Source organism: Kitasatospora sp. NPDC023118 (genome assembly GCF_055560875.1).
On record NZ_JBVHHW010000049.1, the window covers coordinates 1 to 26,037 of the forward strand.

A 26,037-nucleotide genomic window follows, 5' to 3' on the forward strand; every position below is an offset into this window, starting at 1 on the left:
CACCGAGACCGCCCTCGTGGCCGCCCGGCCCGGCCAGACCCTGATCGGGGACAGGAACTACTACGGCGCCGCGTTCGAGCGTGAGCTCGCCGAGCCCGGCGAGGCCAGGTGGAGCATCGCGGCGCGCATCTCGGTGCCGATGCCCAGGCCCTGGTGCTCCAGGCCGAGCCGGGAGCCGGAGGCGATCTCGCGGCGGACGGTGAAGTCCTGGGCCCGCATGTCCTGGGAGCCCACCGGGCGTCCCTCGTGGAAGACTGCCAGGTCGAGCGCCCGGTGCTGCGGGCTCCAGCGCCCCGGCCGCTTCCCGTGCAACTGCGGGACGTGCCGGGCGCGTTCGGCGGGCGGCAGGGTCGTCCACGGGGTGAGGAAGGGGCGTACGTGCGGGGGTGGACGCCACGCGCGGCCACGTCCGCGAGGCCGGCGAGTTCGTCCTCGCGGGGCAGGCACGGCTCCAGGCGGGGCGTGGTGACGCGCGGGGCCCCCGCGGCGGTCAGTGGCCGGTGGTCATCCGGACGGTGTGCCGGAGCCCTGCGGCCGCCGCACCGGGGGTTCTCTCCCCCCGAGGTACCGGGTCTGACGCACGGTCGGCCGCGGCGGGACGTCGGCCGGTCCGACGTCCCGGTGCGGCCGTGGTGCCCCGGGCGCTCACAGAAAACAGTAGCCATGGACATAGTAGCCATGTACTGTGTCTGTCATGAGTTCAGCAGCCGAGAACGCCACCGCTGGTTTCCTGCTCTGGCGCCTGTCGATGAAGTGGCGGGTCGCCGTCGACCGGGCCCTCGCGCCGCTGGGGCTGACCCACGCGCAGTACGCGCTGCTGGGGTCGCTCTACGGCATGGCGCGATCCGGGCAGCGGCCCAGCCAACGCCGCCTCGCCGACCACACCGGGCTGGAGCCGCTGTACGTCTCCAAGCTCGCCCGCGCCCTGGAGGGCGCCGCCCTGGTGGCCCGCACCCGGGACCCGGACGACCCGCGCGCCATGCAGCTGACGCTCACCGAGCACGGACACGACGTCACCGCCCGCGCGATCACCCTGGTCCAGGGCCTGCTGGACCAGCTGCTGGAACCGCTCGGCGGCCACCACGGCCGGCGCGCCACGGAGTTCACCCGCGAGCTGGCGATCCTGCTCGACGCACCTCTTGATCCGCCCACCGAGAACGAGAAGGAGCACCAGTCATGACCACCACCGCCACGACCACCGCACCCGCCCCACTCAACCCCCGCGCCATCGCGCTGGCGCACTACGCCGGACGCTCCCTTCTGGAAGGCGTCCTCGCCCGCCACGGCGCCACCTTCGAGCAGAGCGTCACCCTGCGGGCCGTCACCGCCGCCGGCGGCAGCCTCGGCCGCGAGGAACTCGTCGCCGACGTCACCGGCTCGCTGAAGGCCGACGAGGCGCGCGTGCGCGCCGTCATCGAGGAGACGACGGGGGCCGGGCTGCTGGAGGCCGACCCGCGCCGCCCCGGGGTCCTGCGGCTCACCGACGCCGGACGGGACCTCTACGAGCGCACCAGCGCCGAGACCGCCCCGGTCTCCGCCCGCCTGTACGCCGGCATCCCGGCCGAGGACCTCGCTGTCGCCGGCCGCGTGCTCGCGCTGATCACCGAGCGCGCCAACGCCGAACTGGCCCGCGCCTGAAGGGCGTCGGCCGGTTCCCCGCCGCTCCGGGTGTTGGGGCGGCGGGGCCGGGCCTGTTCGGTTGTGGCGTTGCCGCGTCGGGTGTTGCCTGCTTTCCATGCGTTGGTGTAGGCGGGGGCGTTGGCCGGCCGCGCGCCGCCCGTCCTTTGCGGTGGGCGGTGTGGTGCTTGTGGGGATCTGGTCAGGGCGTCAGTACCAGTCGTCCCCGCAGTCGGCCCTCGGCCAGGCGTTCATGTGCTTCGCTGGCGCGTTCCAGTGGCAGGGTGTCGGCCACTCGCAGGGTCAGGTGTCCTTCCTGGGCTAGTGTGGATAGCCGGGCTAGGGTGGGTCCGTCCGCGCTCACCCACACGTTCGCCACCCGGATCCCGCGTAGTCCTACTGGTTCGGTGCCGCCTGTCACCGCCACGAACGTGCCCCGCCCGCGTACTGCTCCCAGCGCGGCGACGCCCAGCGCCGCCGCGTCGAGTGCCCCGTCCACTCCGCCCGGCATCAACTCGCGTACGGCCCTTGCCACATCGGGGACTGTGCGCGGCACGAACCACTGGGCGCCCAGCGAGCGCACCAGCGCCTCGTCCCCGGCCCCTGCCACAGCCGCCACCCGCAGGCCGCGTAGCGCCGCCAGCTCGACCGCGAAGCCTCCCACCGCCCCCGCCGCGCCTGTCACCAGTACGCTCGCACCCGCCGGCAGGTCCAGCAGGTCCAGTGCCTGCCAGGCGGTCAGACCGTTCAGTGGCAGCGTCGCCGCCTGCGCGAGGCCCACTGCGGCCGGGGCCGGGGCCAGCGCGCTCGCGTCCAGTACCGCGAACTGCGCGTAGGCGCCCAGGTCCACGTCCAGGCGGTCGCGCAGCCCGATCACCCGCTGCCCCGGTGCGAAATCCGTCACCCCGTCCCCGACGGCGTCTACCACCCCGGCCACGTCCCAGCCGATGCCTGTCACCTCCCGCGGTGCCATCAGCCCCGCCCCCGCCAGCACCCCGGCCCGGGTCAGGGCGTCCACCGGGTTCACCCCCGCCGCCGCCACCCGCACCCGCACCTGCCCCGCACCCACGCCGGGCAGCGCCACCTCGGCCACCTCCAGGGCCTCGGGCCCGCCGAAAGAGCGCACCACCACCGCACGCATACCGCCCACATCCCTTCAAGGACTCGACAACACTGCCTAACTTAGGGAGAGTTACTTCCCGCCGGGAAGAACGCACCCCAAGGTGCGTTACCAACCACCGGGGGAGGAGCGCCACTTGCCCACCATGACCGCCGCCCAGCGCCGCGCCGCCGCACGGGCCCACTACGACGCCTACCTGGCCCAGTGCCCGGCCCGCCAACTCCTCGACCGCATCGGCGACAAGTGGGTCAGCCTGGCTGTCAACGCCCTGGCCGACGGGCCCCAGCGCTACAGCGATCTGCGTCGGCGTCTGGCCGGGGTCAGCGAGAAGATGCTCACCCAGACCCTGCGTGCCCTGGAACGCGACGGCCTGCTCAGGCGCACCGTCACCGCCACCGTCCCCGCCCGCGTCGACTACACCCTCACCCCGCTCGGGCGCGACCTGCTGCCGCTCGTGTGCTCCATCAAGGACTGGGCCGAGAGCCACATGCCCCACGTCCTGGCCGCCCGCGCCGACTACGACCACCGGCAGCAGGGGAGCGGCACCTGACGAACCGCCCGCCGCCACCCCGGCGTCCCCGACGCGGGCACGCCGTCGACCGATGGACAGGGAGAACCGACTGTGACCGACACCGCGCCGCGCGGCAGGGCGCTGGCCGCGGCCGCCGGACTGGTGGCCGCACTGCTGATCGCCGGCGTATCGCTGCTGCTCATCCGCGGCGGCGACGACGCCGGGCCCGCCACCTTCGCCGCGGCCTTCGGGGGTCTGGGTGGGGAACTGCACGCTCCCGACAGCCTGCCCGGCGGCTTCATCCCGCTCACCGCCGCCCGGGACGCGGCCCTGGCCAAGAACGCCGCCGCCAACGAGGCCGGCGGCACCCGCACCCTGTCCCAGGCGTACGGCGGGGCCGGCGCGGTGGTGCGCGAGTACGCCGACGACGGGATGCGCGACTTCCTCGTCCTGGAGGCCGTGCGCGCCGCCAGCCCCAAGCCGTACACCCCGTACGTGGACCCGGCCTCGCTCGGGCAGGCCAAGCCGAACACCGAGGTCGTCACCGTCGGCCAGGTCTCCTGCCTGGTCTCCTACCAGCCGATCCCGGCCGGCCAGGACGTCACCCCGGAGAAGACCAGCGTCCAGCTGTGCGAACGCACCGCGGGCCACCTGACGGTACGGCTGCGCTTCAACGGCGCCGAGCAGTCCCTCCAGCACCACGTCGACAAGGCGGCCGAACTCACCGACCAGGCCTGGTCCAAGCTCGCCTGACCGGCCGGCGGCCCCGGCCCCGGCCCGGGCCCGGCCCGCCGGACCGGGCGGCGGCCCCGTCAGCGCCGGGCGAAGGCGAGGACGTCCGCCAGCGGCGGGTCGTACCCGCGTGTGGTGTCCACGCACAGGCGCGGCACGCCGGGCAGGGACAGCGGCGTGAAGTCGTCCGGCAGGTTGCCCGCCCCCGGCGGGGCCGCGAGCAGCTCGCGGTCGGCGTGCGCGGCGCGGTGCCCGCCCGCGGCCAGGCGCTCGGCGATCCGCCGCCGGGCCGGCGCCGGGTCCACCCGGCAGCGCACCACCCGCAGTTGGGTGTGCGCGGCCAGCGGCTCCAGGCCTCGGCGCCACACCCGGTCCTGGAACGCGGCCTCGGCGACCACGCTCACCCCGGCGCGCACCAGCACCCCCAGCACCTCGAAGAAGACCGCGCGCACCGCCTCGTCGGCCCCGCGAGCCGGGGCGCCCGCGCCCGCGTGCACCAGGTCCTCCTTCAGCTCGTCCCGGCACACCGCCGGGCAGCCGAGCGCCCCGGCCAGCGCGTGCGCCAGCGTCGTCTTCCCGCTGCCCGGCCCGCCGCTCACCACGATCAGCACCGCACGCCTCCCGTCCTTGCGCGAGCCGCCGCGACGGCACGCCGCCTTGGCAGGATCCTGGGCCACGCGCGCATACTTCGTCCAGGCGGGACACGGCGTGCGCTTCGACTGGGGACCGGCCGGCGCCCGCCACCCCGCCCCCCCACCCCGCCCCCCACCTCGCCCCCCACCCCGCCCCCCAGGTCGCCGCCCAGGTCGCCGCCCAGGTCGCCGCCCAGGTCGCCCCCGCCTCGCCCCCCAGGTCGCCGCCCAGGTCGCCCCCGCCTCGCCCCCCAGGTCGCCGCCCTGGTCGCCCCCGCCTCCCAGGTCGCCGCTCAGGTCGCCGCCCTGGTGGTCGTGTGCGGATGTGGCCCGGGGGGTCGGGGGAGGGTCTTGGGACGGGAGCCGGCCGAGGGCGGCTTCGCGGACGGCGCGCGGTCGCCGTGGAGCTTCACGCCTGCGAGTCGGTGCCGGTGCTCGTCGGCGGGGCGTTCGCTGCGGCTGGCAACTTGCCTGAGGGGAAGGGAAGTTGATGCCGTGGGCGAGACCCCCGAGGGTGGTGGCTCGTTGTCCCGTGCGGGTCAGGTGACCCGCCGGGGGCGGTGCCGCACGCCGGCCTTGACGACGGGATGAGCATGGCCGGTACCGAAACGAGCTCCGCGGTCCGCAGCGGCAGCCCGGATTCCGCGGTGGACCGGGTGGCCGACTTCTACGGTGCCTACATCGACGTCGTCTGCGACGGCACCGACGACCTCGCGGACGAACTGCGCTCCTACTACCTCACCGAGGACCTGCGCCGGCGCCTGGCCGCCTGGGAGGAGGTCAACCACGCCGACGGCGTGCTGCGCGCCCAGGACGTGCCCACCGCCTGGGAGGTGCGCTACCACGACTCCGGCGCGGGGCGCCTGTTCACCACGGCCACCCTCACCTGGGGCGCCGGCCCCGACGCCGGGCACACCCGGCTGGCGGTGCGCAGCGACCTGAGTACCAAGCTGATCTCCGGCATCGAGGGTGCCCCGGCGGGTTCCTGAGGGCCACTGGCGGCAGGCGGCCGCTCACCCCAGGACGGCCGCCATCCGCTCGGCCAGCGTGTCGTACGGGCGGCAGTCGACCACCGGCAGGCCGCGGGCGCGGGCCTGGTCGGCGAGCCAGGCGGAGTAGCGGGCGCTGACCGCGGCGCGCTCCCTCTGGGGGCCGTGGTCGGGCTCGCGGTGGGCGTAGTTGGCGCTGATCCGCTCGGGGTCGGCCTCGTGCAGGAAGAGCGCCCGCACCCGCCGCCCCTGCCGCTCGGCCTCGGCTGCGCAGCGGGCGGCGGCGGCCGGTGTGAGGTAGTCGCCCTCGACGAGGGCCGGCACGTCCACGGTCAGGCGGTTGCGCACCACGCCGAGCAGGGCGTCGTCCAGGGCGCGGGCGGTGGCGATCTGCAGCTCCAGCACCCGGTCCGCGTCCGGGGAGGGGGCCGGAGCGTCCTGCGGGGCGCAGAAGTGGTGCAGGCCGGGGTGGGTCGCGGCGGTGGTGGCGGCCTGCAGTGCGGCGACCACGTCGTCGAACTCGACTGTGAACGCGCCGCGTTGCGCGGCGAGGTGGGCGGCGGCGCGGCTCTTGCCGAGGCCGGAGGCGCCGCCGATGAGCAGGACGTCCCAGGTGTGCATACGGGCACGGTAGACGGGTTCGGGGCGCTGCCGGGCTCGGGGGGAGGGGGAGGCGATGCGGGGGCGCGCGGCTGCCCGGCCCACGGCCCGCTGCCCGCGCCGCCGTCCGCACCCGTCCACGCACCGGTGCGGTCGGCGGTCGGTGGTCGGTGGTCGGTGGTCGGTGGTCGGTGGTTGGTGGTCGGCGGTTGGTGGTTGGTGGTTGGTGGTTGGTGGTTGGTGGTCGGTGGTCGGTGGTCGGCGGTTGGTGGCTGGTGGTTGGTGGTTGGTGGTCGGTGGGAACGGGGCGTCAGGGCCGGTCGCGGGTGGCGCGGCGCACCGCCCAGGGCAGGACGAACCACAGGGCGGCGAAGACCAGCCCGATGACGCAGGCGATCGTGACGGCCGTCGGCGCGCCGAGGACGACGTCCAGGACCAGCAGGACGGCCCCGGTCAGGGCGGTGGCCAGGAGCAGCAGGCCGGCCTGGGCGATGCGGGCGGACACGTCGACGATGCTGGCCTTGCCGGGGTGGCGGTACAGGCCGCGGTGCAGGGCGACGGGCGTGGCCAGGACGGCGGCGGCGATGACGGTCAGCAGCAGGGTGGCGATGTAGATGTCCTGCTGGGCGTCGCTGAGTTCGGCGAAGCGCGGGGTGAAGGCGACGCCGAGCAGGAAGGCGAAGACGATCTGCACGCCGGTCTGCAGCACCCGCAGCTCCTGCAACAGCTCCACCAGGCGCCGGTCCGCCCTGACCTGCGGGTTCTCCCAGCCCGGCGGCGGGGGCGCGGGCTGGCCCAGGTGGTCGGGGTCGGGTCCGGGCAAGGCAGGCGTGCTGGTCATGGGTCATATTCTGCTGAGCCGCCGCCGGTAGTCGAGGATCGCGTGGAAGCGCACGTCGACGTCGTGCCACTGCGCCGGCTCGCCGCGGTAGGCCCGCAGCCCGGGCAGGACGACCGGGCAGGACGACCGGGCAGGACGACCGGGCGCCCGGCGGCGTCGTGGACCGGGACGTGCCCGCGCGGGCCGCCCGTGCGGTGGCGCCGGGCGTCACGGGGCGGGGCGTTCGGGCCCGGCGCCGTCCAGGCGGTGCTGCCAGGCGGTGAGCAGCGCCTGCAGGGCGGCGGCCTCCTTCGGGCTGAGATGGGCGAGTAGCCGGTGCTCGTTGCGTATGTGGGCGGTGAACGCCTCGTCGATCAGGCGCAGCCCCGCGTCGGTGAGGGCGACCACGCGGGCGCGCCGGTCGTCCTCGGCGGTGCGGCGGGTGACCAGTCCGGCGCGCTCCAGGCGGTCGATCCGCTTGGTCATCGCGCCGGTGGTGACCATGGTGTGGGCGGCGAGTTCGCCGGGCGCGCGCTCGTAGGGGGCGCCGGCGCGACGCAGCGCGGCGAGCACGTCGAACTCGCCCTCGCCCAGGCCGTAGCGCTGGTAGACGAGGGTGAGCTCGGCGGTCAGGCGGGCGGCGAGGCGGTGCAGGCGTCCGATCACGGCCTGCGGGGAGACGTCGAGGTCGGGGCGCTCGCGCCGCCACTGGGCCTGGATCAGCGCCACGTGGTCGGCGCGGCCCCCGTCCTGGATCAGCGTGGCGTGGTCGGCGCGGTCCTCGTCCTGGATCAGCGTGGCGTGGTCGGCGCGGTCCTCGTCCTCGGGGTGCTTCATGGGCCCATCCTACCCCAGTAGCTTCCTGGGAAGATATATTGTCTTCCATGGAAGCCAATGTGCGGTGGGTCCTGCTGACCGCCCTCGCCCCGCTCGCCTGGGGCGCCAACTACTACGTCACCCACACCTACCTGCCCGCCGACCACCCCCTGTGGGGCGCCACCCTGCGCGCCCTGCCCGCCGGCCTGCTGCTGCTCGCCCTCGCCCGCCGCCGCCCCCACGGCCCCTGGTGGCGGCGCAGCGCCCTGCTCGCACTGCTCAACACCGCCGCCTTCTTCGTCCTGCTCTACCTCGCCTCCCAACTCCTGCCCACCAGCGCCGCCGCCACCGTCATGGCCGCCTCCCCGCTCGCCATGCTGCTCACCGCCTGGGCGCTCGCCGGGCAGCGCCCGCACCGCGCCCACCTGGCCGGGGCGGTGGCGGGCCTCGCGGGAGTGGCGCTCACCCTGCTCGGACCCCTCGGCGCCGTCAGCTGGACGGGCCTGGCGGCCTCGGCGGGCGCGATGCTGGTCTCCTCCGTCGGCTACGTGCTCTGCGCCCGCTGGCACGAGGGCGCCGACCCGCTGGCCGCCACCTCCTGGCAGCTGAGCGCCGGCGGCCTGATGCTGCTGCCGCTGGCCGCCGCCGTCGAGGGAGCGCCGCCACCGCTGGACGGCCCCACCCTGCTCGCCTTCGGCTACGTCACCCTGGTGGCCACCGCCCTCGCCTTCGCCTGCTGGTTCGCGGGACTGCGCCACCTGCCGGCCGCGACCGTCGGCCTGCTCGGACTGCTCAACCCGCTGGCCGGGGTGCTGCTGGGCACCGCGCTGGACGGGGACGCCTTCGGGGTGCGCCAGGGGGCGGGGCTGGCGCTGGTGGCGGCCGGGATCCTGCTCGGACGCCCGCGCCCCCCGCGCCCGGTGGCGGAACCCGTCACGGCCGGGCGTGCGGGCTTGCCGCGGCGGCGGGTGCCGTGATCGGACGGCAGGCGGCATCGCATGCCGATGGCGGACCGCGCCAGGCACGCAGGCGCGCCACCGAAGGGAGCGCCCACCCGTGGCCTCCCCGTCAGCGGCCGAACCGCCGCCCTCGGTCTCCAACTCTCCCAAGCCCACCGGGAACCGCGCCGCCGCCTCACCCACGTCCGCGCCGCACTCGGCCGGCGCACCCGCGCCGACGACACCCACCCCACCCGCTGCCTGGCCTTTCGCACCGCCCTGACCGACCACCGCCGGTGCGAGGACGACGGCCTGTTCGCCTCCCCGGTACGCGAACGGCCCGACCTCGCACCGGCGGTGGCCGAACTCGTGGAGGACCACGGCTTCATCGCCCACATCCTCGCCCGGGCGCGCGCACCCGCCGAACAGGCCGCCGCGACACCCGGCGCCGACCCGGAGGCGATCGGCCGCGAACTCCACGCACTGGCCGCCATCATGGAGTCCCACGTCGCCTACGAAAAACGCGCCATCGGCGCCGCCCCCGACGCGGGGGTGGACGACGACGGCTGGTCCGACCCGGTCCTGCGCCTGCGCGTGCCGTAGCGCGGCAACGCCGTAAAACCCTCGCCGTAAAACCCCTCGCCCCACCGGGCCCGTCTTTCCTACACTCGCCACACAGCCGCGCCACCACGCGCGGCGGACCGTGACGACGACAGCAGCGGGAGAAAGGGGGAGGGCGGCCATGCCGAAGCACAGCGCCGCCGCCCCCTCTCCCGCGTCGCGGTACGAGGTGATCCTGGTGTCCCCGCCCTTGCGGTGCCCGCTGCGCGGCCGGCACCGCAACAGTGCTGCGACCGCCTGAACCCCGCCTGCCGCATACCGGCACCGGCATTCCACGGCCACCACATCTGACGGATCGTCAGACTTTCAGCACCCAATCGCGCGCCCACCCGTAGAAGACGCCCCCGAAAGGCAACCGGGCCATGCGCACCGACACCACCACCCGCACCACCACCACCACCGCTGCCGCCGCCATCGCCGCCGTCCGCAACCTCGGCATCCTCGCCCACGTCGACGCCGGCAAGACCACCGTCACCGAGCGGATCCTCTACCTCACCGGCACCACCCACAAGCGCGGCGAAGTCCACAACGGCACCACCGTCACCGACTTCGACCCCCAGGAACGCGACCGCGGCATCACCATCTTCGCCGCCGCCGTCAGCTGCGCCTGGGCCGGGCACCGGATCAACCTCATCGACACCCCCGGCCACGTCGACTTCGCCGACGAGGTCGAACGCTCGCTGCGCGTCCTGGACGGCGCCGTCGCGGTGTTCGACGCGGTCGCCGGCGTCGAGCCGCAGAGCGAATCGGTGTGGCGCCAGGCCGAACGCCACGGCGTGCCCCGGATCGCCTTCGTCAACAAACTCGACCGCGCCGGAGCCGACCTGGACACCGCGCTCGCCTCCATCCGCGAACGCCTCCACCCGCACCCGCTCGCCGTCCAACTGCCCGTCGGCACCGAGGAGTCCTTCACCGGCGTCATCGACCTCGTGCACCTGCGCGCCCTCACCTGGGACGACGACGGCGCCCTGACCGAGGGCCCGGTGCCCGACCACCTCACCGCCGAAACCACCGCCCGCCGCCGCGCCCTGGAGGAGGCGGTGGCCGAACTCGACCCCGAAGCCCTGGAGGAGTTCTGCACCCACGGCGCCCTCGACGCCACCACCCTCACCGCCGCCCTGCGCCACCTCACCCGCACCGGCGAGGCGGTGGTGGTGCTGTGCGGCTCCGCCTACCGCAACCGCGGCATCGAACCGCTGCTGGACGCCGCCGTCGCCTACCTGCCCTCCCCCCTCGACGCCCCGCCCGTACGGGCCGCCGACGAGCAGCGGCGCCAGCGCGCCGCCGACCCCCAACAGCCCCTGACCGCCCTGGCGTTCAAGGTGACCGCGGCCCCCACCGGCCGCCTCACCTACCTGCGCCTGTACGCCGGCACCCTGCGCAAGGGCGACACCGTGCTCGACGCCGCCACCGGCCGCACCGAGCGCATCGCCCGCATCCTGCGCGTGATGGCCGAGCGCCACACCGAGACCGACCACGCCCTGGCCGGCGACATCGTCGCCGTCATCGGCCCCAAGAGCGCCCGCGTCGGCGCCACCCTGTGCGACCCCGACCACCCGATCCTGCTGGAGGCACCCGTGAGCGCCGAACCGGTCGTCACCGTCGCCGTCGAGGCCCGCCGCGCCGCCGACACCGACAAACTCACCGCCGCCCTCGCCCGCCTCACCGAGGAGGACCCCTCGCTGCGCCTGGCCACCGACCAGGAGACCGGGCAGCGCACCCTGTCGGGGCTGGGGGAACTGCACCTGGAGGTGGCGGTGGAGAAGGTGCGCCGCGAGGCCGGCGTGGAGGCGGTGGTGGGCCGGCCCCAGGTCGCGCTGCGCGAGGCCCTGGTGGAGGGCGTGAGCGGCTTCGTGTACCGGCACGCCAAACAGGACGGCGGCGCGGGCCAGTTCGCCCACATCGTCTTCGACGTCCAACCCGCCGGCGACGGCTTCGTGTTCACCTCCGCCGTCACCGGCGGGCGGGTGCCGCGCGAGTACGTGCAGGCCGTCGAGGCCGGCTGCCGCGACGCGCTCGCCCAGGGACCGCTGGGCGGCCACCCGGTGGTCGGCGTCGCGCTCACCCTCACCGACGGCATCACCCACCCGAAGGACTCCTCGGAGCTCGCCTTCCGCACCGCCGCCCGCCTGGGCCTGCGCGAGGCGCTGCGCTCGGCGCGGCTGCAACTGCTGGAGCCGCTCGCCGAGGTGACCGTCACCGTGCCCGAGGACGCCCTCGGCGCGGTGCTGGGGGACCTGGCCGCCCGCCGCGGCCAGGTGCAGGGCACCGCCCTCGGGCGCGGCGGCGGGGCGCAGGTGAGCGCGCTGGTGCCGCTGGCCGCACTGTTCGGCTACGCGGGCCGCCTGCGCGGGCGCACCCAGGGCCGCGGCACCTTCACCACCCGCCCGGCCGGCTACGCGCCCGCACCGCCACTCGGGTGAGCCCCGCCGCCCGGCCCCGCCGCCCTTCCGGGCGGCGGGGCCGGGCGGGGCGAGTGGGACGCCTACAGCGCGCCGGCCTGCGCCGCCGCCCACGCCGACGGGTACAGCGGGCGCCAGCCCAGGTCCCGGCGCGCGGCCGCGGTGGACACCTGGCCCTCCCACGGGGCGAACTCCACCTGCCGCGAACCGCCAAGGTGGCGGCGGCCGTTGAGCTCGTGCAGGTCCCACGCGGTCAGCGGGGCGTCGTCCGACACGTTGTAGGTGCGGCCCTGGATACCCGGGGTCACCACCGCCCGCCACAGCGCCTGCGCCACGTCCGCGTGGTGCACCACCGCCAGGCGCTGGTGCGCGGGCCAGCCACCGGCCCAGTGCAGCGACTGCGCCAGATGCGGATCGCCCTCGCCGTACACGAACGCCAACCGGGCGATGACCAGCGCCAGTTCGTCCCCCATCTCGCGCAGGCCCGCCTCGGCCCGCGCCTTGGACCGCGCGTACACACCCCACGCCGGGTGCGGCGCGAGCCGGTCCCGCTCCACCGCCGGGCGGCCCAGGCCCCCGCCCGTACACCAGGTTGGTGCTGGTGTGCACGAACCGGGCCACCCCGGCCTTCGCCGCCTCACGGCCCAAAGCCACCGCCGCGTCCCGGTTGACCGCCCAGGCCTTGCTCGTCCGCCACCCCGCGCAGCGCCGCCGCCACGTTGAGCACCACCTCGGCGCCGTCCAACGCCCGTGCCCGGTCAGCCTGTTCACACAGATCCCCGACCACCGTCTCCACCTCGCCCAGGCCCCGCGCCCTCGCCGCGTCGCGCACCAGCACCCGCACCGACCCGCCCTCGGCCCCGGCCCACCGCACCAGGCGCGGCACCAGGCGCCGTCCCACCGAACCGGTCGCGCCCGTCACCAGGATCCTCGTCATCTTCCCGTCCCCTCCGTGGAAGTCGCTCTCCTCGACGCCCACCAGCCTGCCCGCGCCGGGGCTAGGGCGGCACAGACCCGTCGAACCAGGGATCGCCGATCCTTGGCTGCGGTGCCAGGGGCCCCGGGCGGCGGGTGGCGGGTGGCGGGTGGCGGGTGGGCTACCGGGCGCGCAGCAGCAGGTGCCCGCGCCGGTAGCGCTCCCCGTCGCCGGGTTCGCGCAGCATGCGGCCGACCTCGGCGAAGCCGGCCTCGCCCGCGAGCTCGGCGAGGGCGTCGATCGGCCAGCGGTAGGCGGGCGTCACCTTGTGGTCGAAGACCGTCACCGGATCGCCCTCGGACTCGAAGAACGCCAGCAGCGCGTGCCCGCCCGGCGCCAGCACCCGGCGGAACTCGGCGAGGTAGGCGGGCAGTTCGACCGGCGGGGTGTGGATCAGCGAGTACCAGGACACCACGCCGCCCAGCTCGCCGTCGGCCGTCTCCAGCGCGCCCATCGAGCCGACCTCGAAGCGCAGGTGCGGGTACGTCTCGCGGGCGATGCCGATGAGCGCCGGGGACAGGTCGACGCCGAAGACGTCCAGTCCCGACTCGCGCAGGGCCGCGGTCAGGTAGCCGGGCCCGCAGCCGAGGTCGGCCACCGGGGCGGGGCCGGCGGCGGTCACGAGGTCGGCGAACGCGGTGACGATCGAGCGGTCCAGCGGCAGGCCGGCGAGCCCGCCGCGGACGAACTCGGCATAGCGGACGGCCATGGAATCGTAGGCGTCGGCGGTAACAGTGAGATACGACGATGACTCAGACACGGGGGACGACCCTAGACCAAGCCATCCACCGGCACGACCCAGGGACCGCCGGTCCCTGGCTCCGATCGGCCCGGCCGCGCCATGCTGGGGCGCATGATCGACCGTGACGCGCTCGCCGACTTCCTCAGCCGCTCCCGGGCCCGCCTGACCCCCGCCGACGTCGCCCTCGCCCCCGGGGCCAGGCGCCGCACCCCCGGGCTGCGCCGGGAAGAGGTGGCGCAGCTGGCGGGGCTGTCCGTGGACTACTACGCGCGCCTGGAACAGCGGCGCGGGCCGCAGCCCTCGCCGCAGCTGCTGGCCGCGCTGGCCCGGGCGCTGCGGCTGAGCGGGGACGAGCACGACCACCTGTTCCACCTGGCCGGGCACGAGCCGCCGCGCCGCCACGACGTGCTGGCGCACGTGCGCCCGGGGCTGCTGCTGATTCTGGAGCGGCTGCCCGATGTGCCCGCCCAGGTGGTGTCCGACCTCGGGGACGTGCTGGCGCAGAACGCGATGGCCGCCGCCGTGTTCGGGGACCTCGCCGCGCCGGCGCCGGATCGGCGCAATCTGCTGCTGCGCTGGTTCACCGACCCGGCGAGCCGCGCCCTGTTCCCGCCCGAGGACCACGACGCGCTGGCCCGCGCCCATGTGGCGTCCCTGCGCGCGGTGCACGCGGCCCGTCCGGGGGACCGGCGCGCCGCCGAGCTGCTGGCCCGACTCCTCGACACTGGTGTGGAGTTCGCCGCGTACTGGGAGCGTCGCGAGGTGGCGGTGCGGCGCAGCGGGGGCAAGCGGGTGCTGCATCCGGTGGTGGGGGAGCTGGAGCTGGAGCGCGAGGTGCTGGCCGCGGGCGGGCAGGACCAGCTGCTACTGGTGCACACCGCGCCGGCCGGCAGCGAGAGCGCCTCGCGGCTGGAGCTGCTGCGGGTGGTCGGCGCCCCGGCGTGATGCCTCGGCTGCGGCGCGTCAGGGGCCGCTGCCCGTAGGCTGGGCGGGCCGTAGGCGGCACAGAACGTCACCAAAGCGACAAGCCGACACGCCGGCTGAGCGACAGGCCGGCTGAGTGACCGAGCGGCAGAGCGACAGAAACGGGCAGGCAGGGGCATGCAGTTCGACGACCAGGGCGACCTCGACACCTCGCAGGTGGACGACCGGCGCGGCTTCCCGGGCGGGAAGGTCGCCATCGGCGGCGGGGCGGTGGGCCTGATCGCGGTGCTGTTCGCGGTCCTGCTCGGGGTGGACCCCAAGCTGCTGGGCCTGTCCTCCGGCGGCGCGGGCACGTCCTCCTCGGGCACCCGCACCGACGGCGAGGTGCAGCAGTCCTGCAAGAGCGGCGCGGACGCCAACAAGCGCCAGGACTGCCGGATCGTGGCGGTGACCAACAGCCTGCAGGAGTTCTGGCGCACCGAGCTTCCGGCCCGCACCAAGGTGGCGTACAAGCCCGCCCAGACCGTGCTGTTCACGGGCCGGGTCTCCACCGCCTGCGGGCCGGCGACCTCGGCGGTGGGCCCGTTCTACTGCCCCGGCGACCAGAAGGCCTACTTCGACCTCGGCTTCTTCAGTGAACTCTCCACCCGCTTCGGCGCCAAGGGCGGCCCCTTCGCCGAGTCCTACGTGGTCGCCCACGAGTACGGCCACCACATCCAGACCCTCACCGGCCAGATGCAGAAGGTCGGAAGCGACCGCCAGGGCGCGGGCAGCGCCTCGGTGCGCCTGGAACTGCAGGCCGACTGCTACGCGGGGGTGTGGGCGCACCACGCCACCACCACCCCGCAGCCCTCCACCGGCCGTGCGCTGATCGCCGCCCTCACCGACCAGGACATCGCCCAGGGCCTGGACGCGGCCGCGGCGGTGGGCGACGACCGGATCCAGAAGCAGGCCACCGGGAAGATCAACCCGGAGGCGTGGACGCACGGCTCCGCCGACCAGCGCAAGGCCTGGTTCACCACCGGCTACCGCAGCGGCGACCTCACCCAGTGCGACACCTTCTCCGGGAAGATCTGACCTCCGGCACCGCTTGACCGAATTGACCGAACCCTTACGCGCCCGGCCGCCAACGGCCCGGGCGTTCACCGCCCCTCAACGCCGGTGCCTCGCCGCCCGTTGGACCGGGGCGGCGGGGTCGGACAGTCAAGCCTGGGTATGATCTGTCGCCTCCGCCGTCGGGACCGTCCACACATCTCGTCCTTTGCTCCGTTGAGGACTCCCCGGCCGGAAGGTGCCGAGCGACCCCGGGCGCTGGGCGGGGGCTTTCGGTTCCGGTGTCGGTTCAGACGTCGCCGAACTCGCCGGAGCGGACGGCGGCGACGAACGACATCCAAGCCTCGGTCAAGAAGAGCAGAGCCGGTCCCTGAGGGTCCTTCGAGTCGCGGACGGGAGCCAGGCCGGGGACGGCGGCGGCGACCTCGACGCAGTCGCCGCCGTTGTTGGAGTACGAGGACTTGACCCAGGAGGCGCTGGACCGGTCTACACGGTCGGTCATGATCGGAATTCCTTTCGGGCCTTGCGGATCATCTCCTGGGATGCGGCCTTCGGTAGCGCTTCCACCAGTAGCTGATCGTAGTCACGTTCCCATCCCGCAACCGTCGCCCGTGACCGCTCAAGATGGCCCCTGGCCGTCGACTCCGCGTATCCCACGACCGTATGGTCCGGGAGATTCAACAGAACCACCGGCAGTGTGAAGGAGAGGTTCTCTCCCATGCTGAACGGGGCGATCTGCACCGTGATGTTCGGGCGCCCGGCCAGTTCGTCGAGGTGCCGCAGCTGCTCGGCCATGACCTGGGGGCCGCCGACGGGGCGCAGCAACACCCCTTCCTCGATCACCGCGTGAAGCGCCGGTGGGCTCTTCTGCCCGAGGATCTCCTGGCGCAGGGCCAGATAGTCGGTGCGTTCATCGGCCTCGGTAGGGGTGATCGCACCCCGTCTCACAGCTGCCTGAGCGAGTGCCCTTGCATACGCGGGGGTTTGCAGGAGGCCGGGCACGATGATAAGGCCGACCGTTCGCAGCCGTCGGCACCGGGCTTCGGCGTCAGCGAACTCGGCGAACCCCTCAAGGAGTGCCGCCCGGCTGAACCGCCGCCACAACTCGTAGAACCGTTGGCCTGATCCGAACACCTCATCGGCCTTAACAGCCAGAGGCCTTGTTGGGGAACGCTTCCCGTTCTCGACATATGAGATGTGCGCACCCGAGTACCCCAGACGCCTGGCTGCCTCGGTCTGCGACCACCGCCTTGCTCGCCGTGACCTGCGAAGTTCCTGGCCAAAGCGGACTTGTGGCGATGCCTGGGCGTCAACGCCGGATTCAGTCATGACCCTTCGATTCCTTCACACGACATTGCTGCCAAAGGCAAGACGCTGGCAATCGTAAGGGCCGTCGCGCCACTATGGCTACGCCTGGTGATTCGCCGGTAGCGCAGGGCAACCTGTGGAGGTCCTCGTATCCGGCGTATGGGCAGGTCCGCACTCCATTCGCGCGTCATCCCCTGAGGACCTTCGCCATGCTCAACGTTCACCGGTCCCGCAGCTTTACCGCCCGCCTCGACTCGCGGACCCAATCCACGCCCCTGGCCAGATACTTGCTCCCGGGCCTACCTCGCCGGGCTTTTCTCCGGGGAGCGGTACTCCGAGACCGCCGAACTGCTCCTCGGCGAGCTCTTCGCCAATGCCGTCCAGCACTCCGGCGCTCCCGCCGACCGTCTGATCGAGGTCCGGTTCGCGGTCAGCGGCGACCGCCTTCGACTCGAAGTCCACGATGCCGGAGCCGGGAGGCCCTCCGTCCGCTCCTCCGCGCCGCCCAGGAAACCCGCCCGTGAGCGCAGGAAGTCGGCCCCGCCGACTTCCTGCGCGCGTGTGGCTCCCGGCCCGGAGGCCGGCAACGCCGCTGCCCGCCGCCCCGTTGAAGCGAGGCGGCGAGGCAGCGGGGAAGTGGTCAGGTGCGCCCGGCGCCAGCCCGGGTGCGCCGGGTCAGGGAGTCGAGGACGACGGCCGCCAGCAGCACCGCGCCGGTGATCATGTACTGGATGGCCTGGGCGGCGTGCACCATGTCCAGGCCGGTGGTGATGGACTGGATGACCAGGATGCCCAGCAGCGCCGACCAGGCGTTGCCGCGGCCGCCGAAGAGGCTGGTGCCGCCGATGACGGCGGCGGCGATGGCCATCATCAGGACGTTGCCGCTGCCGAGTTGCTTGTCGGCCGAACCCTGCTGGGAGGCGTAGAACAGGCCGCCGAGGCCGGCCAGCAGGGCGGAGAGCAGGAACACCGAGACGCGCACCCGGGCGACGTTGACGCCGGCACGGCGCGCGGCCTCGACGCTGCCGCCGACCGCGAACACCTGCCGCCCGTAGCGGGTGCGGCGCAGCGTGCAGTCGGCGGCCACCACCGCCCCGAGCAGGACGACCAGGGACAGCGGCAGCCCACGGTCCTGGTTGAGGGCGTACGCGGCGACCAGGCACAGCACCGCCAGCGCCCCGGCCCGCAGCGCGGTGTCGGCCAGGGGCCGGGCGGCCAGGCCCGCGGCGCCGCGGCGCCGGGCGGTGCGCAGGTGGGCGAGCAGGTAGACGGCGGGGGCGAGGAGCGCCAGTGCCCACGCGTAGGCGATGTCGCCGTCGCCGAGGAAGGTGGAGTCCAGGCTCGCGATGATGCCGCCGTGGCGGTTGTTGACCGTCCCGCCGTCGCCGAGCACCCACTCCTGCAGGCCGCTCCAGGCGAGCATCCCGGCCAGGGTGACCACGAACGCGGGCACGCCCACCCGGGCGAACAGCAGCCCGTGCAGCAGCCCCATCACGCAGGCCGCGCCCAGCGCGGCCAGGACGGCCACCCACTCCGGCCAGCCCTGACGCACCGCCAGCACGGCCGCGATGGTCGAGCTCGCGCCGGCGACCGACCCGAGCGAGAGGTCGATCTCGCCGAGGATCAGCACGAACACCACGCCGACGGCGATCAGTCCGGGCCCGGCGATGAAGCGGGTGATGTTGGTGAGGTTGTCGGCCTGCAGGAAGTGGTGGGTGACGCACTGGAAGACGACGGCGATCACGACGAGCCCGACGACGACGGGCAGCGCGCCCAGTTCGCCGGAGGCGAGCCGGCGCCGGGCGGCCTCGGCGCGCCCGGCCCAGGTCGGCGCGCTCACCCGGACCCTCGGGTCGGTGGCGGGGGTGGTCATGCGGCGTCCTCCTCCTCGGTGCGGCGGGCCCGGCGGCGGGCGTGGGCGTTGTCGGTGGCGCCGGTGATCGCGGCCACGATCTGCTGCTGGGTGGTGCCGGCGACGGGGAACAGGCCGTTGTTGCGGCCCAGCCGCAGCACGGCGACGGTGTCGGCCACCGCGGTCACGTCGGCCATGTTGTGGCTGACCAGGATCACCCCCAGGCCCCGTTCGCGCAGCCGCTCCACCAGGTCCAGGACCTGCGCGGTCTGCTCGACCCCCAGGGCCGCGGTGGGCTCGTCCAGCAGCACCACGGCGGGCTCGCCCACCAGCGCGCGGGCGATGGCCACCACCTGGCGCTGCCCGCCGGACAGCGCCGCGACGGGGCTGCGCACGTCGGGGATGCGGATGGAGAGGGTGTCGAGCAGTTCGCGGGCGCGCTTCTCCATGGCGACCTCGTCGAGCAGCGCGCGGCGGCGCTTCTCGCGGCCGAGGAAGAGGTTGGCGATGACGTCGAGGTTGTCGCACAGGGCGAGGTCCTGGTAGACGGTGGCGATGCCGAGCGCGGTGGCGTCCTGGGGGCGGGTCAGGCGCACGGGCTCGCCGTGCCAGGTGATGGTGCCCGCGTCCACGGGGTGGACGCCGGCGATGGTCTTGACGAGGGTGGACTTGCCGGCGCCGTTGTCGCCGACGAGGGCGAGGACCTCGCCGGGGTGCACGGCGAGGTCGACGTCGGTGAGGGCCTGGACGGCGCCGAAGCGCTTGGAGACCGAGCACAGCTGGAGGACGGGCGCGCCTGTCATGTGAACCATCCTGTGAGCAGGGCTACTTGAGGCCGGCGGCGGCGCAGGCGGCGGCGTAGTCGGCGGTGCAGATGTCGGAGGCCTTGTAGAGGCCGTCGGCGATGACGGTGTCCTTGATGTTGGCCTTGGTGACGACCTTGGGGTCGAGCAGCTTGGCGGGGATGCCCTTGTCGGTGGCGCTGTCCGCGGTGGCGGTGGCGACGGACTTGACGTCCTTGCCCTGCAGGAGGTCGACGGCCAGTTCGGCGGCGGACTCGGCGAGCGGCTTGTAGGCCTTGTAGATGGTGTAGGCCTGGTCGCCGTTGACGATGCGCTGGACGGCGTCGAGGCCGGCGTCCTGGCCGCCGACGGGGACCTTGATGCCCGCGCCCTGGAGCTGGGTGATGATGGCGCCGGCCATGCCGTCGTTGGCGGAGTAGACGGCCTGGAAGCCGTCCTTGCCGAGCTGGGTGATCGCGGCGCCGATCTTCTGGCCGGCGACGGTGGGCTTCCACTCGCCGGACTGCTCGTAGACGACCTTCTTGACCTTGCCGTCGAGGACCTTGTGGGCGCCGGCCTTGAACTGGCCGGCGTTCGGGTCGGCGTCGTCGCCGTTGATCATGACGATGTCGGCGTCGGCGGCCTTGTCTCCGAGGGCGTCCAGCAGGGCCTGGCCCTGGAGTTCGCCGACCTTCTCGTTGTCGAAGGAGACGTAGGCGGCGACCGGGCCGGTGGCCAGGCGGTCGTAGGCGACGACCTTCACGCCCTTGGCGGCGGCCTCCTGGACCCAGGCCTGGGTGGAGGTGGCGTCGAAGGCGTCCAGGACGATCACCTTCACGCCCTGGGCTATCAGGGTGTCGAACTGCTGCTTCTGCTTGGCCGCGCTGCCCTCGGCGTTGTTGTAGAGCACCTTGCAGTCCGCGCACAGGGCCTTGACCTTGGCCTCGATGAACGGGCGGTCGAACGACTCGTAGCGCGTGGAGGACGCGTTCTCGGGCAGCAGCAGACCGACGGACTTGTTGTCGCCGGAGGCGGCGGAGTCCTTCTTGTCGCCGCCGGCCTTGCCGCACGCGGCCATGGACAGGGCCAGCGCGAGGCCGGCGGTGCAGACGAGGGCGCGACGCAGTGCGGCGTTCATAGCGGTTGCCTCTCCCTGGGGGCGCCGCAACTTCGCGGCGGGTGGGGGGAGTTAAACCTGACCGCGTACATGACGTCAATAAGTAAAACCAGCCTCCGGGGAATCCTCCGTTACTCGTCATCTTCGTGAACGCTGACCGGTGCGGGCCCGCGCGCGCCCGCGGTGGTGCGGTGGCGGTCGGCAGTGGCGCGGTAGCGGCCGGGGGTGGTGCCGAACTCGCGGGCGAAGGCGTGCGAGAGCGCGTACGGGCTGCCGTAGCCGACCTGGCGGGCGATCGTCTCCAGCGGCTCGCAGCCGCGGCGCAGCAGGGCCGCGGCCCGGGTCATCCGCCACCAGGTCAGGTACGCCATCGGCGGGCGGCCGGCCAGGGCGGTGAAGCGGCGGGTGAGGGTGGCGCGGGAGACGCCGGCGCGCCGGGCCAAGGTGGCGGTGGTCCACGGGCGGGCCGGGTCCCCGTGCACGGCGGCCAGCGCCGCGGCCACCACCGGGTCGGCCAGCGCCGCGCCCCAGCCGCCCGCGCCGGGCCTGGAGGTCCAGGCGCGCACCAGGTAGACCAGCAGCAGGTCGATCAGCGCGGGCACGGCCAGCCGCCCGCCGGGGCGCTCGGCGGCCAGCTCGGCGCCCAGCAGGTCCACGGCCGAGCGTAGTTCGGGGTGCTCGCCGGTGCGGGTGGGCAGGTGGACGAGCGTCGGCAGCTCGCGCATCAGCGGGTGGCCCAGGCCGTGGTCCAGGCGGTACTTGCCGCACAGCAGCTCGGCCCCGTCCCCCCGGGCCCCGTCCCCCCGGGCCTCGTCCCCCCGGGGCCCGGGCCCGGTGCCGGAGTCGGTCGGCCGGTCGAGGAGCGCGTCCAGTGCGGGCAGCCGCCTGGCCTGACGCGGCGTCAGTTCATCGCCGGACAGGGCGTGTCCGGTGCCGTGCGGCAGCAGCACCGCGTCCCCCGGCCCCAGCCGCACCGCCTGGCCGCCCTCGGCCAGCAGCCAGCAGGAGCCGGCCAGCACCACATGGAAGCCCGCGCCCGCGTAGGCGGGGATCCACGCCCCCCAGCGCCCTTGCGTACGCAGCCGGTCGGAGGAGGGCCGGCCCACCCGTACGGCGGCGATCGCGTCACTGACCACGTCCATGCCGGCCATCGTAGTGAGCCGATCGCGTATCCCGTCAAGCCACTGGCGCATTGAGCGGCTCATCCCGACTCCCTAGGCTCGACGCGTAGACAACGAGCTGGGCAGACGACTGCTGGAGGGGTGGCCGTGGAACGGATCGAGCTGGGGGACCTGGAGATCGTCCGGGTGCTGGAGTGGCAGGGCCCGTTCGGGCCGGCCGCGCGGATCGTGCCCGACCTCGCCGAACACGCCTGGCACGGCGCCGGCGTGGACGACCTGGCACCCGAGCACTACGACCCCGCCTCGGGTTCCTACGTCGGCGCCCTGCAGACCTGGGTGGTGCGCGGCGGCGGCCGGACCGTCCTGGTGGACACCGGCGTCGGCGACGGCCGCGAGCGGCCCGCCACACCGATGTTCCACCAGCGCCGGGGCCGCTTCCTGGAACTGCTCGCCGAGGCGGGGGTGCGACCGCAGGACGTGGACGCGGTGGTCAACACCCACCTGCACGCCGACCACGTCGGCTGGAACACCCGCCGCCGGGACGGGGACTGGGTGCCGGCCTTCCCCAACGCGGTCTACTACCTGCCCGCCGCCGACCGCGCCTTCTTCGACCCGGCCGCCGCCCACCCCGCCCGCACCGACGCCGCGGTGGACCCCGCACGGTGGGCCGAGTGGGACCAGGTCTTCGCGGACAGCGTCGCCCCGGTCCTGGCGGCCGGGCAGGCCGCCCAATGGTCGGGCACCCGCAGCATCGGCGCGGGCCTGGTCCTGGAGGAGGCCCCCGGTCACACCCCCGGCTCCTCGGTGCTGCGCCTGGAGTCGCAGGGCCGGCGGGCGGTGTTCGTGGGGGACCTGCTGCACTCGCCGGTCCAGCTGGCGCACCCCTCGTGCAACAGCTGCTTCTGCCTGGACCAGGCGCAGGCGGCGGCCAGCCGGCTGCGGGTGCTGGAACGCGCCGCCGACCTGGGCGAGTTGGTGCTCCCCGCGCACTTCGCCGGGCCCGGCGCCGCGCACGTCTCCCGCACGGGGGCGGGGTTCACCGCGCACTGGGCGCGGTGAACGGACACGGAGGGTGCCCGCCGTTCCCCCGCGTACGGCGGGCACCCCGGCCTGTCGGACGGGACCGCGACCGTCAGGGACGGTCGAGGGTGAGGGAGTTGATCGGGCCCAGGTCGTAGTAGACGCCGTGCTGGGCGGGGATGTCGTACACGCAGTCGGAGCCGCCCGAGCCGCGGCACAGGTGGGCGTGGGCACCGCCGGACTGGTTGTTGAGCACCCAGTGGTTGCCGGACTGGTTGCTCAGGTTGTGGGCGCCGTAGCTCCAGTACACGTCGCTGGGCGCGGAGGCCGGGTTCTGGTCCTGCGGGTAGACGCACACGGCGCCGTACGGGCAGCCCGCCCAGGAGCCGTCGGCGGCGCCGGCGCCGCCGGTGCCCAGGGTGGTCAGCGCGGCGGCGGCGATCCCGAGGACGGCCAGGGCGCGGGTGATCCTGCGCATGGGTGGTTCTCCCTTGCTGGTGGGACGGCCCTGACGTGTGGTCGGGGCCAGTGCTCGCCAGCCTAGGAACGCCGGCGCGGCGGCGGTCCCTGACATCCGACAGGGGCGCGCCGCCGCGCGCGGGCGCCGCTCGTGAGCTACGCGCGAAGGCGCGTCGGCGCGCTAGCCGAGGCGGCGCAGGGCCTGCGGCGTGAGGTCGGCCAGGGCCGGGTAGCCGTCGACGGCCATCAGGAGGTCGGCCTCGGCCCTCGTCGGTCAGGGCGACGGCGTCGGGTCGACGCGCACCCGGCCGCGGGTGGCGAGGCCGTCCAGGCAGGGGCGCATGGCGGGCTCGTCGGCGGTGAGGAAGGCGGCCGCGGTCTCGTCGACCTCGGCGGCGCTCAGCGGTCCGCAGACGACGGTGTCGAGGACCTGCCAGTCGCGCCGGTGCGGGGCGTCGGCGGCGAACAGGCGGGCCACACACTGTTCGATGGCGCCGTCGATGCGCCGCAGCCAGGAGCCGAGCGGGCGCTGCTCGCGGACGTCGGACAGGGCGGCGGGAACACCGGTGGTCATGATGGCGATCCCCCTCGATGCATGCCTTTTTGCAAAAGTTGTAAACTGGCATGCATGTCGAAGCGGGAGAAGAGCCCCCAGGAACAGCAGCAGGACGCCGTCGCCGCCGTCGAGCGCGCCATGGTCGCCATCCGCCGCGGCCAGACCCGCCGCTCCCTGGGCCGCATCGCCCCACCCGGCGGCGCCCGGGCCATCGACACCACGCTGTTCGGCGTGCTCGACGCCGTCGAGGCCCACGACGGCCCCTGCGCCGTCACCGACGTCGCCGCCGCCCTCGGCGTCGACCAGCCCCGCGCCAGCCGCCTGGTGCTGCGCACCGTCGAGGAGGGCTGGCTGGAACGCGGCAGCGACCCGCGAGACGCCCGCCGCACCCTGCTCGCCCTCACCCACGCCGGCCGCGAACAGGTGGAGCGCACCCACCGGTTCCGCCGCGAGGTCCTCGCCCGCACGATGGCGAACTGGCCCGATGCGGACCGCACCGAGTTCGCCCGCCTGATCACCGCCTTCGTCGCCGACTTCGGCCGGGTGGTCCACGAGGGCCGGTAGGGTCGCCGGCCGGCGCCGGCTCGCCACCGAACCGCGCGCCGGCGGCCAGTCGCGGCTCCAGGGCGCGGTACACGCCGTGCGGCCGCACGCCGTGCAGCCACTCGCCTCAGGCGCCCGCCGCCTCCCCGCCCAGCAGCACCGGCAGCAAGCGGTGCCCGTTGGAGATCAGCGACTCCACCGGCTCCAGCTCCACCCCCGGCAGCAGCGCCAGGCGCGGGAAGCGCTCGAACAGCGCCCGCAGCGCCGTGCGCGCCTCCAGCCGGGCCAGCGGCGCGCCGAGGCAGAAGTGCGGGCCGTGCCCGAAGGCCAGGTGGTCCTTGACCGGCCGGGTGACGTCGAAGTCGCCGCCGCCGTCCCCGTAGCGCACCGGGTGGCGCCCGGCCGCCGCGTAGGAGGCCAGGATCGCCTCGCCCTGACGGATCACCACCCCGCCCGGCAGCGCGATGTCCTCGACCGCGTAGCGCAACGGCAGGTGCGCCACCGGCGCCTCGCGGCGCAGCGCCTCCTCCACCACGTCGTCCCAGCCGGCCTTGCCCGCCCGCACCAGGTCGAGCTGGTCGGGGTGGGTGAGCAGCAGCGCCACCGCGTTGTCGATCAGGTTGACGGTGGTCTCGTAGCCCGCCGAGACGACCAGCAGCAGGGTGTCGCGCAGCTCCTCCTCGGTCAGCGCGCTGCCGTCGCCCTCCGTGTCGCGCACGGTGATCAGCAGCGAGGTCATGTCCTCCCCGGGCCGCTCGCGCTTGGCCGCTATCAGCTGGTCCAGCATCGCGTAGAACGCCGCCGCGTTGGCCGCGGACTCCTCCGGGGTGAGGGTGGTGTCGAAGACCCGGTCGACGGTGCGGCGGAACCGGTCCCGCAGCGTGTCCGGCAGGCCCAGCAGCTGGCCGATCACCTGGATCGGCAGCGGGTAGGCCAGGCGCTCGCGCAGGTCCACCGCCGTCCCGGGCGGGGTCAGCGCCAGCTCGTCGAGCAGCGCGGCCGTCAGCTCCTCGATCCGCTCGGCCAGCGCCGCGACCTGACGGGCCGTGAACGCCGCACCCACCAGGCGCCGCAACCGGCGGTGGTCGGCGCCGTGCGCGGTGAACATGTTGCGCGCCGTCACCCACAGCGCCAGCGGCCAGTTCGGCACCACCTGCGCGAACTGCGGCCAGTGCTGCTGGCCGTCCTTGGAGACCCGCGGATCCTTGAGCAGCTCCTCCAGCAGCACCGGGTCGGCCACCGCCCACGCCTGCACCCCCAGGATGTCCACGGGCGTGGCCGGCCCGCGCGCGAACAGCTCGGCGCTCTCGGCGTCACGGCCCCGCCCGGTGGGGTCCAGGACGAGCCGAGGGCAGTGCGTGGGGTGGTCGAACCGGTGCTCCACAAGGGCTCCTTCACACGAGTTCACACGATTCAGGCGATTCCGGGCGAGTGGCGGGTCCGAACCCGTCCGGGACGAGGATGGCCCGACCGCCCGCCCCCGTCGAGAGGGCCTCCGGGCCCGCCCGCGACGCGTGCGGGAGGTCGCGGCCGAGTGGCTGCCCGCGTGCTGCCGCACCGGCCGGCGCGACGACGAACCGGACTCGGCCCGATCAGGGGCCGTACGCGCGCAGGAAACGCCCCAACCAGTCAGTAAGTATTTCTGAACCAGCAGGTTCAGAAAAGAACGGGGGGCGGGGAGTGACGTGATCGTTCACCATTTGATCTCCCAGGATGCCCCGGCCTTCAGGCCGGGGAGGAATGGGTTCTTGGCTCGGAGCCGCGAAGCGGCGGAGCGAGCTTCGGA

At 74.4% G+C, this 26,037-nt stretch carries 29 protein-coding genes and 3 pseudogenes; 14 read left to right on the forward strand and 18 right to left on the reverse strand.

What is annotated here, in order from left to right; genetic code table 11:
* Positions 1–94 (forward strand): annotated as a pseudogene (locus tag ACZ3UD_RS35565) (IS982 family transposase); the annotation flags it as partial.
* Here the strand turns inward: ACZ3UD_RS35565 and ACZ3UD_RS35570 are convergent.
* A complete protein-coding gene (locus ACZ3UD_RS35570; protein ID WP_465597619.1) occupies positions 61–312 on the reverse strand; it encodes a hypothetical protein in 252 nt (83 codons plus the stop codon). The pseudogene ACZ3UD_RS35565 and the gene ACZ3UD_RS35570 overlap by 34 nt on opposite strands.
* Before the next feature lie 382 nt (positions 313–694).
* Between ACZ3UD_RS35570 and ACZ3UD_RS35575 the strand changes: the two genes are divergently transcribed.
* Positions 695–1,180 carry a MarR family winged helix-turn-helix transcriptional regulator gene (locus ACZ3UD_RS35575; protein ID WP_465597535.1) on the forward strand — a complete coding sequence of 162 codons (486 nt, stop codon included), beginning with the start codon at positions 695–697 and terminating at the stop codon, positions 1,178–1,180.
* On the forward strand, positions 1,177–1,638 hold the full coding sequence (locus ACZ3UD_RS35580; RefSeq protein ID WP_465597538.1) for a MarR family transcriptional regulator: 462 nt from the start codon (positions 1,177–1,179) through the stop codon (positions 1,636–1,638). Before ACZ3UD_RS35575 ends, ACZ3UD_RS35580 begins: the two co-directional genes overlap by 4 nt.
* Before the next feature lie 181 nt (positions 1,639–1,819).
* Here the strand turns inward: ACZ3UD_RS35580 and ACZ3UD_RS35585 are convergent, their stop codons facing one another.
* Positions 1,820–2,758 (reverse strand): NADP-dependent oxidoreductase, encoded by a 939-nt coding sequence (locus ACZ3UD_RS35585; protein ID WP_465597541.1) that lies wholly within the window; start codon positions 2,756–2,758, stop codon positions 1,820–1,822.
* Between the two features lie 115 nt (positions 2,759–2,873).
* On the opposite strand from ACZ3UD_RS35585, the gene ACZ3UD_RS35590 reads away from it, so the two are divergent.
* Together ACZ3UD_RS35590 and ACZ3UD_RS35595 are read left to right on the forward strand one after the other, a co-directional pair.
* On the forward strand, positions 2,874–3,287 hold the full coding sequence (locus tag ACZ3UD_RS35590) for a winged helix-turn-helix transcriptional regulator (RefSeq protein WP_465597544.1): 414 nt from the start codon (positions 2,874–2,876) through the stop codon (positions 3,285–3,287).
* A gap of 72 nt (positions 3,288–3,359) precedes the next feature.
* A complete protein-coding gene (locus tag ACZ3UD_RS35595) occupies positions 3,360–4,001 on the forward strand; it encodes a hypothetical protein (RefSeq protein ID WP_465597547.1) in 642 nt (213 codons plus the stop codon).
* A gap of 59 nt (positions 4,002–4,060) precedes the next feature.
* Here ACZ3UD_RS35595 and ACZ3UD_RS35600 read toward each other — a convergent pair whose 3' ends face one another.
* Positions 4,061–4,657 (reverse strand): P-loop nucleotide/nucleoside kinase family protein, encoded by a 597-nt coding sequence (locus ACZ3UD_RS35600; protein WP_465597550.1) that lies wholly within the window; start codon positions 4,655–4,657, stop codon positions 4,061–4,063.
* A gap of 548 nt (positions 4,658–5,205) precedes the next feature.
* Here ACZ3UD_RS35600 and ACZ3UD_RS35605 point away from each other — a divergent pair.
* Entirely contained in the window at positions 5,206–5,601 is a 396-nt protein-coding gene (locus ACZ3UD_RS35605) for a hypothetical protein (RefSeq protein WP_465597553.1), read from the forward strand.
* Positions 5,602–5,625: 24 nt separating this feature from the next.
* Here ACZ3UD_RS35605 and ACZ3UD_RS35610 read toward each other — a convergent pair whose 3' ends face one another.
* From ACZ3UD_RS35610 to ACZ3UD_RS35620, 3 genes are all read right to left on the reverse strand, one after another.
* Positions 5,626–6,222 (reverse strand): AAA family ATPase, encoded by a 597-nt coding sequence (locus ACZ3UD_RS35610; RefSeq protein ID WP_465597556.1) that lies wholly within the window; start codon positions 6,220–6,222, stop codon positions 5,626–5,628.
* A 289-nt stretch (positions 6,223–6,511) separates the two neighbouring features.
* Positions 6,512–7,042 (reverse strand): DUF6328 family protein, encoded by a 531-nt coding sequence (locus ACZ3UD_RS35615; protein ID WP_465597559.1) that lies wholly within the window; start codon positions 7,040–7,042, stop codon positions 6,512–6,514.
* 207 nt (positions 7,043–7,249) lie between these two features.
* Positions 7,250–7,858 carry a MarR family winged helix-turn-helix transcriptional regulator gene (locus tag ACZ3UD_RS35620; protein ID WP_465597562.1) on the reverse strand — a complete coding sequence of 203 codons (609 nt, stop codon included), beginning with the start codon at positions 7,856–7,858 and terminating at the stop codon, positions 7,250–7,252.
* Positions 7,859–7,905: 47 nt separating this feature from the next.
* Here ACZ3UD_RS35620 and ACZ3UD_RS35625 point away from each other — a divergent pair, with 47 nt between their 5' ends.
* The 3 genes from ACZ3UD_RS35625 (at position 7,906) to fusA (ending at position 11,819) form a co-directional block, all read left to right on the forward strand.
* Positions 7,906–8,814 (forward strand): DMT family transporter, encoded by a 909-nt coding sequence (locus tag ACZ3UD_RS35625; protein ID WP_465597565.1) that lies wholly within the window; start codon positions 7,906–7,908, stop codon positions 8,812–8,814.
* A gap of 21 nt (positions 8,815–8,835) precedes the next feature.
* Entirely contained in the window at positions 8,836–9,378 is a 543-nt protein-coding gene (locus ACZ3UD_RS35630; RefSeq protein ID WP_465597568.1) for a hemerythrin domain-containing protein, read from the forward strand.
* Between the two features lie 380 nt (positions 9,379–9,758).
* A complete protein-coding gene (gene fusA / locus ACZ3UD_RS35635) occupies positions 9,759–11,819 on the forward strand; it encodes an elongation factor G (protein ID WP_465597571.1) in 2,061 nt (686 codons plus the stop codon).
* A gap of 62 nt (positions 11,820–11,881) precedes the next feature.
* Here the strand turns inward: fusA and ACZ3UD_RS35640 are convergent.
* Both ACZ3UD_RS35640 and ACZ3UD_RS35645 read right to left on the reverse strand, forming a co-directional pair.
* Positions 11,882–12,735: pseudogene (locus ACZ3UD_RS35640) on the reverse strand (NAD-dependent epimerase/dehydratase family protein).
* Positions 12,736–12,895: 160 nt separating this feature from the next.
* Positions 12,896–13,483 carry a class I SAM-dependent methyltransferase gene (locus tag ACZ3UD_RS35645; protein ID WP_465597574.1) on the reverse strand — a complete coding sequence of 196 codons (588 nt, stop codon included), beginning with the start codon at positions 13,481–13,483 and terminating at the stop codon, positions 12,896–12,898.
* Between the two features lie 147 nt (positions 13,484–13,630).
* On the opposite strand from ACZ3UD_RS35645, the gene ACZ3UD_RS35650 reads away from it, so the two are divergent.
* On the forward strand, positions 13,631–14,461 hold the full coding sequence (locus ACZ3UD_RS35650) for a helix-turn-helix transcriptional regulator (RefSeq protein ID WP_465597610.1): 831 nt from the start codon (positions 13,631–13,633) through the stop codon (positions 14,459–14,461).
* Between the two features lie 156 nt (positions 14,462–14,617).
* Positions 14,618–15,517: a KPN_02809 family neutral zinc metallopeptidase gene (gene ypfJ, locus ACZ3UD_RS35655; RefSeq protein WP_465597577.1), complete on the forward strand. Its 900-nt coding sequence runs from the start codon at positions 14,618–14,620 to the stop codon at positions 15,515–15,517.
* 265 nt (positions 15,518–15,782) lie between these two features.
* On the opposite strand, the gene ACZ3UD_RS35660 is transcribed toward ypfJ, so the two are convergent.
* The 3 genes and pseudogenes from ACZ3UD_RS35660 to ACZ3UD_RS35670 all read right to left on the reverse strand — a co-directional run.
* On the reverse strand, positions 15,783–15,995 hold the full coding sequence (locus ACZ3UD_RS35660) for a DUF397 domain-containing protein (RefSeq protein WP_465597580.1): 213 nt from the start codon (positions 15,993–15,995) through the stop codon (positions 15,783–15,785).
* On the reverse strand, positions 15,992–16,627 hold the full coding sequence (locus tag ACZ3UD_RS35665) for a DUF5753 domain-containing protein (RefSeq protein ID WP_465597613.1): 636 nt from the start codon (positions 16,625–16,627) through the stop codon (positions 15,992–15,994). The genes ACZ3UD_RS35660 and ACZ3UD_RS35665 overlap by 4 nt, the downstream gene beginning before the upstream one ends.
* Before the next feature lie 3 nt (positions 16,628–16,630).
* A pseudogene (locus ACZ3UD_RS35670) lies at positions 16,631–16,822 on the reverse strand (helix-turn-helix transcriptional regulator); the annotation flags it as partial.
* 327 nt (positions 16,823–17,149) lie between these two features.
* Between ACZ3UD_RS35670 and ACZ3UD_RS35675 the strand changes: the two are divergent.
* A complete protein-coding gene (locus ACZ3UD_RS35675; RefSeq protein ID WP_465597616.1) occupies positions 17,150–17,521 on the forward strand; it encodes an ATP-binding protein in 372 nt (123 codons plus the stop codon).
* Here the strand turns inward: ACZ3UD_RS35675 and ACZ3UD_RS35680 are convergent.
* The 4 genes from ACZ3UD_RS35680 to ACZ3UD_RS35695 all read right to left on the reverse strand — a co-directional run bounded on the left by ACZ3UD_RS35680 (position 17,442) and on the right by ACZ3UD_RS35695 (position 21,694).
* Positions 17,442–18,674: a sugar ABC transporter permease gene (locus ACZ3UD_RS35680; RefSeq protein ID WP_465597583.1), complete on the reverse strand. Its 1,233-nt coding sequence runs from the start codon at positions 18,672–18,674 to the stop codon at positions 17,442–17,444. The genes ACZ3UD_RS35675 and ACZ3UD_RS35680 overlap by 80 nt on opposite strands.
* The gene (locus ACZ3UD_RS35685) at positions 18,671–19,456 is read right to left on the reverse strand and encodes an ATP-binding cassette domain-containing protein (protein ID WP_465597586.1); all 786 of its coding nucleotides are present in this window, start codon (positions 19,454–19,456) and stop codon (positions 18,671–18,673) included. Before ACZ3UD_RS35685 ends, ACZ3UD_RS35680 begins: the two co-directional genes overlap by 4 nt.
* Positions 19,457–19,478: 22 nt before the next feature.
* Positions 19,479–20,573: a sugar ABC transporter substrate-binding protein gene (locus tag ACZ3UD_RS35690; protein ID WP_465597589.1), complete on the reverse strand. Its 1,095-nt coding sequence runs from the start codon at positions 20,571–20,573 to the stop codon at positions 19,479–19,481.
* 110 nt (positions 20,574–20,683) lie between these two features.
* Positions 20,684–21,694, reverse strand: a complete 1,011-nt coding sequence (locus ACZ3UD_RS35695; RefSeq protein WP_465597592.1) for an AraC family transcriptional regulator — start codon at positions 21,692–21,694, stop codon at positions 20,684–20,686.
* A 126-nt stretch (positions 21,695–21,820) separates the two neighbouring features.
* On the opposite strand from ACZ3UD_RS35695, the gene ACZ3UD_RS35700 reads away from it, so the two are divergent.
* Positions 21,821–22,732, forward strand: a complete 912-nt coding sequence (locus tag ACZ3UD_RS35700) for an MBL fold metallo-hydrolase (protein WP_465597595.1) — start codon at positions 21,821–21,823, stop codon at positions 22,730–22,732.
* A gap of 73 nt (positions 22,733–22,805) precedes the next feature.
* Here the strand turns inward: ACZ3UD_RS35700 and ACZ3UD_RS35705 are convergent, their stop codons facing one another.
* On the reverse strand, positions 22,806–23,171 hold the full coding sequence (locus tag ACZ3UD_RS35705) for a hypothetical protein (protein ID WP_465597598.1): 366 nt from the start codon (positions 23,169–23,171) through the stop codon (positions 22,806–22,808).
* A 255-nt stretch (positions 23,172–23,426) separates the two neighbouring features.
* Positions 23,427–23,726 (reverse strand): hypothetical protein, encoded by a 300-nt coding sequence (locus tag ACZ3UD_RS35710; RefSeq protein WP_465597601.1) that lies wholly within the window; start codon positions 23,724–23,726, stop codon positions 23,427–23,429.
* Between the two features lie 54 nt (positions 23,727–23,780).
* Between ACZ3UD_RS35710 and ACZ3UD_RS35715 the strand changes: the two genes are divergently transcribed.
* Positions 23,781–24,272 carry a MarR family winged helix-turn-helix transcriptional regulator gene (locus ACZ3UD_RS35715; RefSeq protein WP_465597604.1) on the forward strand — a complete coding sequence of 164 codons (492 nt, stop codon included), beginning with the start codon at positions 23,781–23,783 and terminating at the stop codon, positions 24,270–24,272.
* Between the two features lie 106 nt (positions 24,273–24,378).
* Here ACZ3UD_RS35715 and ACZ3UD_RS35720 read toward each other — a convergent pair whose 3' ends face one another.
* Complete coding sequence (locus ACZ3UD_RS35720) at positions 24,379–25,635, reverse strand: cytochrome P450 family protein (protein WP_465597607.1); 1,257 nt, start codon at positions 25,633–25,635, stop codon at positions 24,379–24,381.
* Positions 25,636–26,037 lie beyond the last annotated feature (402 nt).

Bases quoted from the DNA above. Each gene is read 5' to 3' on its own strand.
- ACZ3UD_RS35575 (WP_465597535.1), top strand. From the start codon at position 695: ATGAGTTCAGCAGCCGAGAACGCCACCGCTGGTTTCCTGCTCTGGCGC.
- ACZ3UD_RS35580 (WP_465597538.1), top strand. From the start codon at position 1,177: ATGACCACCACCGCCACGACCACCGCACCCGCCCCACTCAACCCCCGC.
- ACZ3UD_RS35585 (WP_465597541.1), bottom strand. From the start codon at position 2,758: ATGCGTGCGGTGGTGGTGCGCTCTTTCGGCGGGCCCGAGGCCCTGGAG.
- ACZ3UD_RS35605 (WP_465597553.1), top strand. From the start codon at position 5,206: ATGGCCGGTACCGAAACGAGCTCCGCGGTCCGCAGCGGCAGCCCGGAT.
- ACZ3UD_RS35610 (WP_465597556.1), bottom strand. From the start codon at position 6,222: ATGCACACCTGGGACGTCCTGCTCATCGGCGGCGCCTCCGGCCTCGGC.
- ACZ3UD_RS35615 (WP_465597559.1), bottom strand. From the start codon at position 7,042: ATGACCAGCACGCCTGCCTTGCCCGGACCCGACCCCGACCACCTGGGC.
- ACZ3UD_RS35620 (WP_465597562.1), bottom strand. From the start codon at position 7,858: ATGAAGCACCCCGAGGACGAGGACCGCGCCGACCACGCCACGCTGATC.
- ACZ3UD_RS35625 (WP_465597565.1), top strand. From the start codon at position 7,906: ATGGAAGCCAATGTGCGGTGGGTCCTGCTGACCGCCCTCGCCCCGCTC.
- ACZ3UD_RS35630 (WP_465597568.1), top strand. From the start codon at position 8,836: ATGCCGATGGCGGACCGCGCCAGGCACGCAGGCGCGCCACCGAAGGGA.
- fusA (WP_465597571.1), top strand. From the start codon at position 9,759: ATGCGCACCGACACCACCACCCGCACCACCACCACCACCGCTGCCGCC.
- ACZ3UD_RS35645 (WP_465597574.1), bottom strand. From the start codon at position 13,483: ATGGCCGTCCGCTATGCCGAGTTCGTCCGCGGCGGGCTCGCCGGCCTG.
- ypfJ (WP_465597577.1), top strand. From the start codon at position 14,618: ATGCAGTTCGACGACCAGGGCGACCTCGACACCTCGCAGGTGGACGAC.
- ACZ3UD_RS35660 (WP_465597580.1), bottom strand. From the start codon at position 15,995: ATGACCGACCGTGTAGACCGGTCCAGCGCCTCCTGGGTCAAGTCCTCG.
- ACZ3UD_RS35680 (WP_465597583.1), bottom strand. From the start codon at position 18,674: ATGACCACCCCCGCCACCGACCCGAGGGTCCGGGTGAGCGCGCCGACC.
- ACZ3UD_RS35685 (WP_465597586.1), bottom strand. From the start codon at position 19,456: ATGACAGGCGCGCCCGTCCTCCAGCTGTGCTCGGTCTCCAAGCGCTTC.
- ACZ3UD_RS35690 (WP_465597589.1), bottom strand. From the start codon at position 20,573: ATGAACGCCGCACTGCGTCGCGCCCTCGTCTGCACCGCCGGCCTCGCG.
- ACZ3UD_RS35695 (WP_465597592.1), bottom strand. From the start codon at position 21,694: ATGGACGTGGTCAGTGACGCGATCGCCGCCGTACGGGTGGGCCGGCCC.
- ACZ3UD_RS35705 (WP_465597598.1), bottom strand. From the start codon at position 23,171: ATGCGCAGGATCACCCGCGCCCTGGCCGTCCTCGGGATCGCCGCCGCC.
- ACZ3UD_RS35710 (WP_465597601.1), bottom strand. From the start codon at position 23,726: ATGACCACCGGTGTTCCCGCCGCCCTGTCCGACGTCCGCGAGCAGCGC.
- ACZ3UD_RS35715 (WP_465597604.1), top strand. From the start codon at position 23,781: ATGTCGAAGCGGGAGAAGAGCCCCCAGGAACAGCAGCAGGACGCCGTC.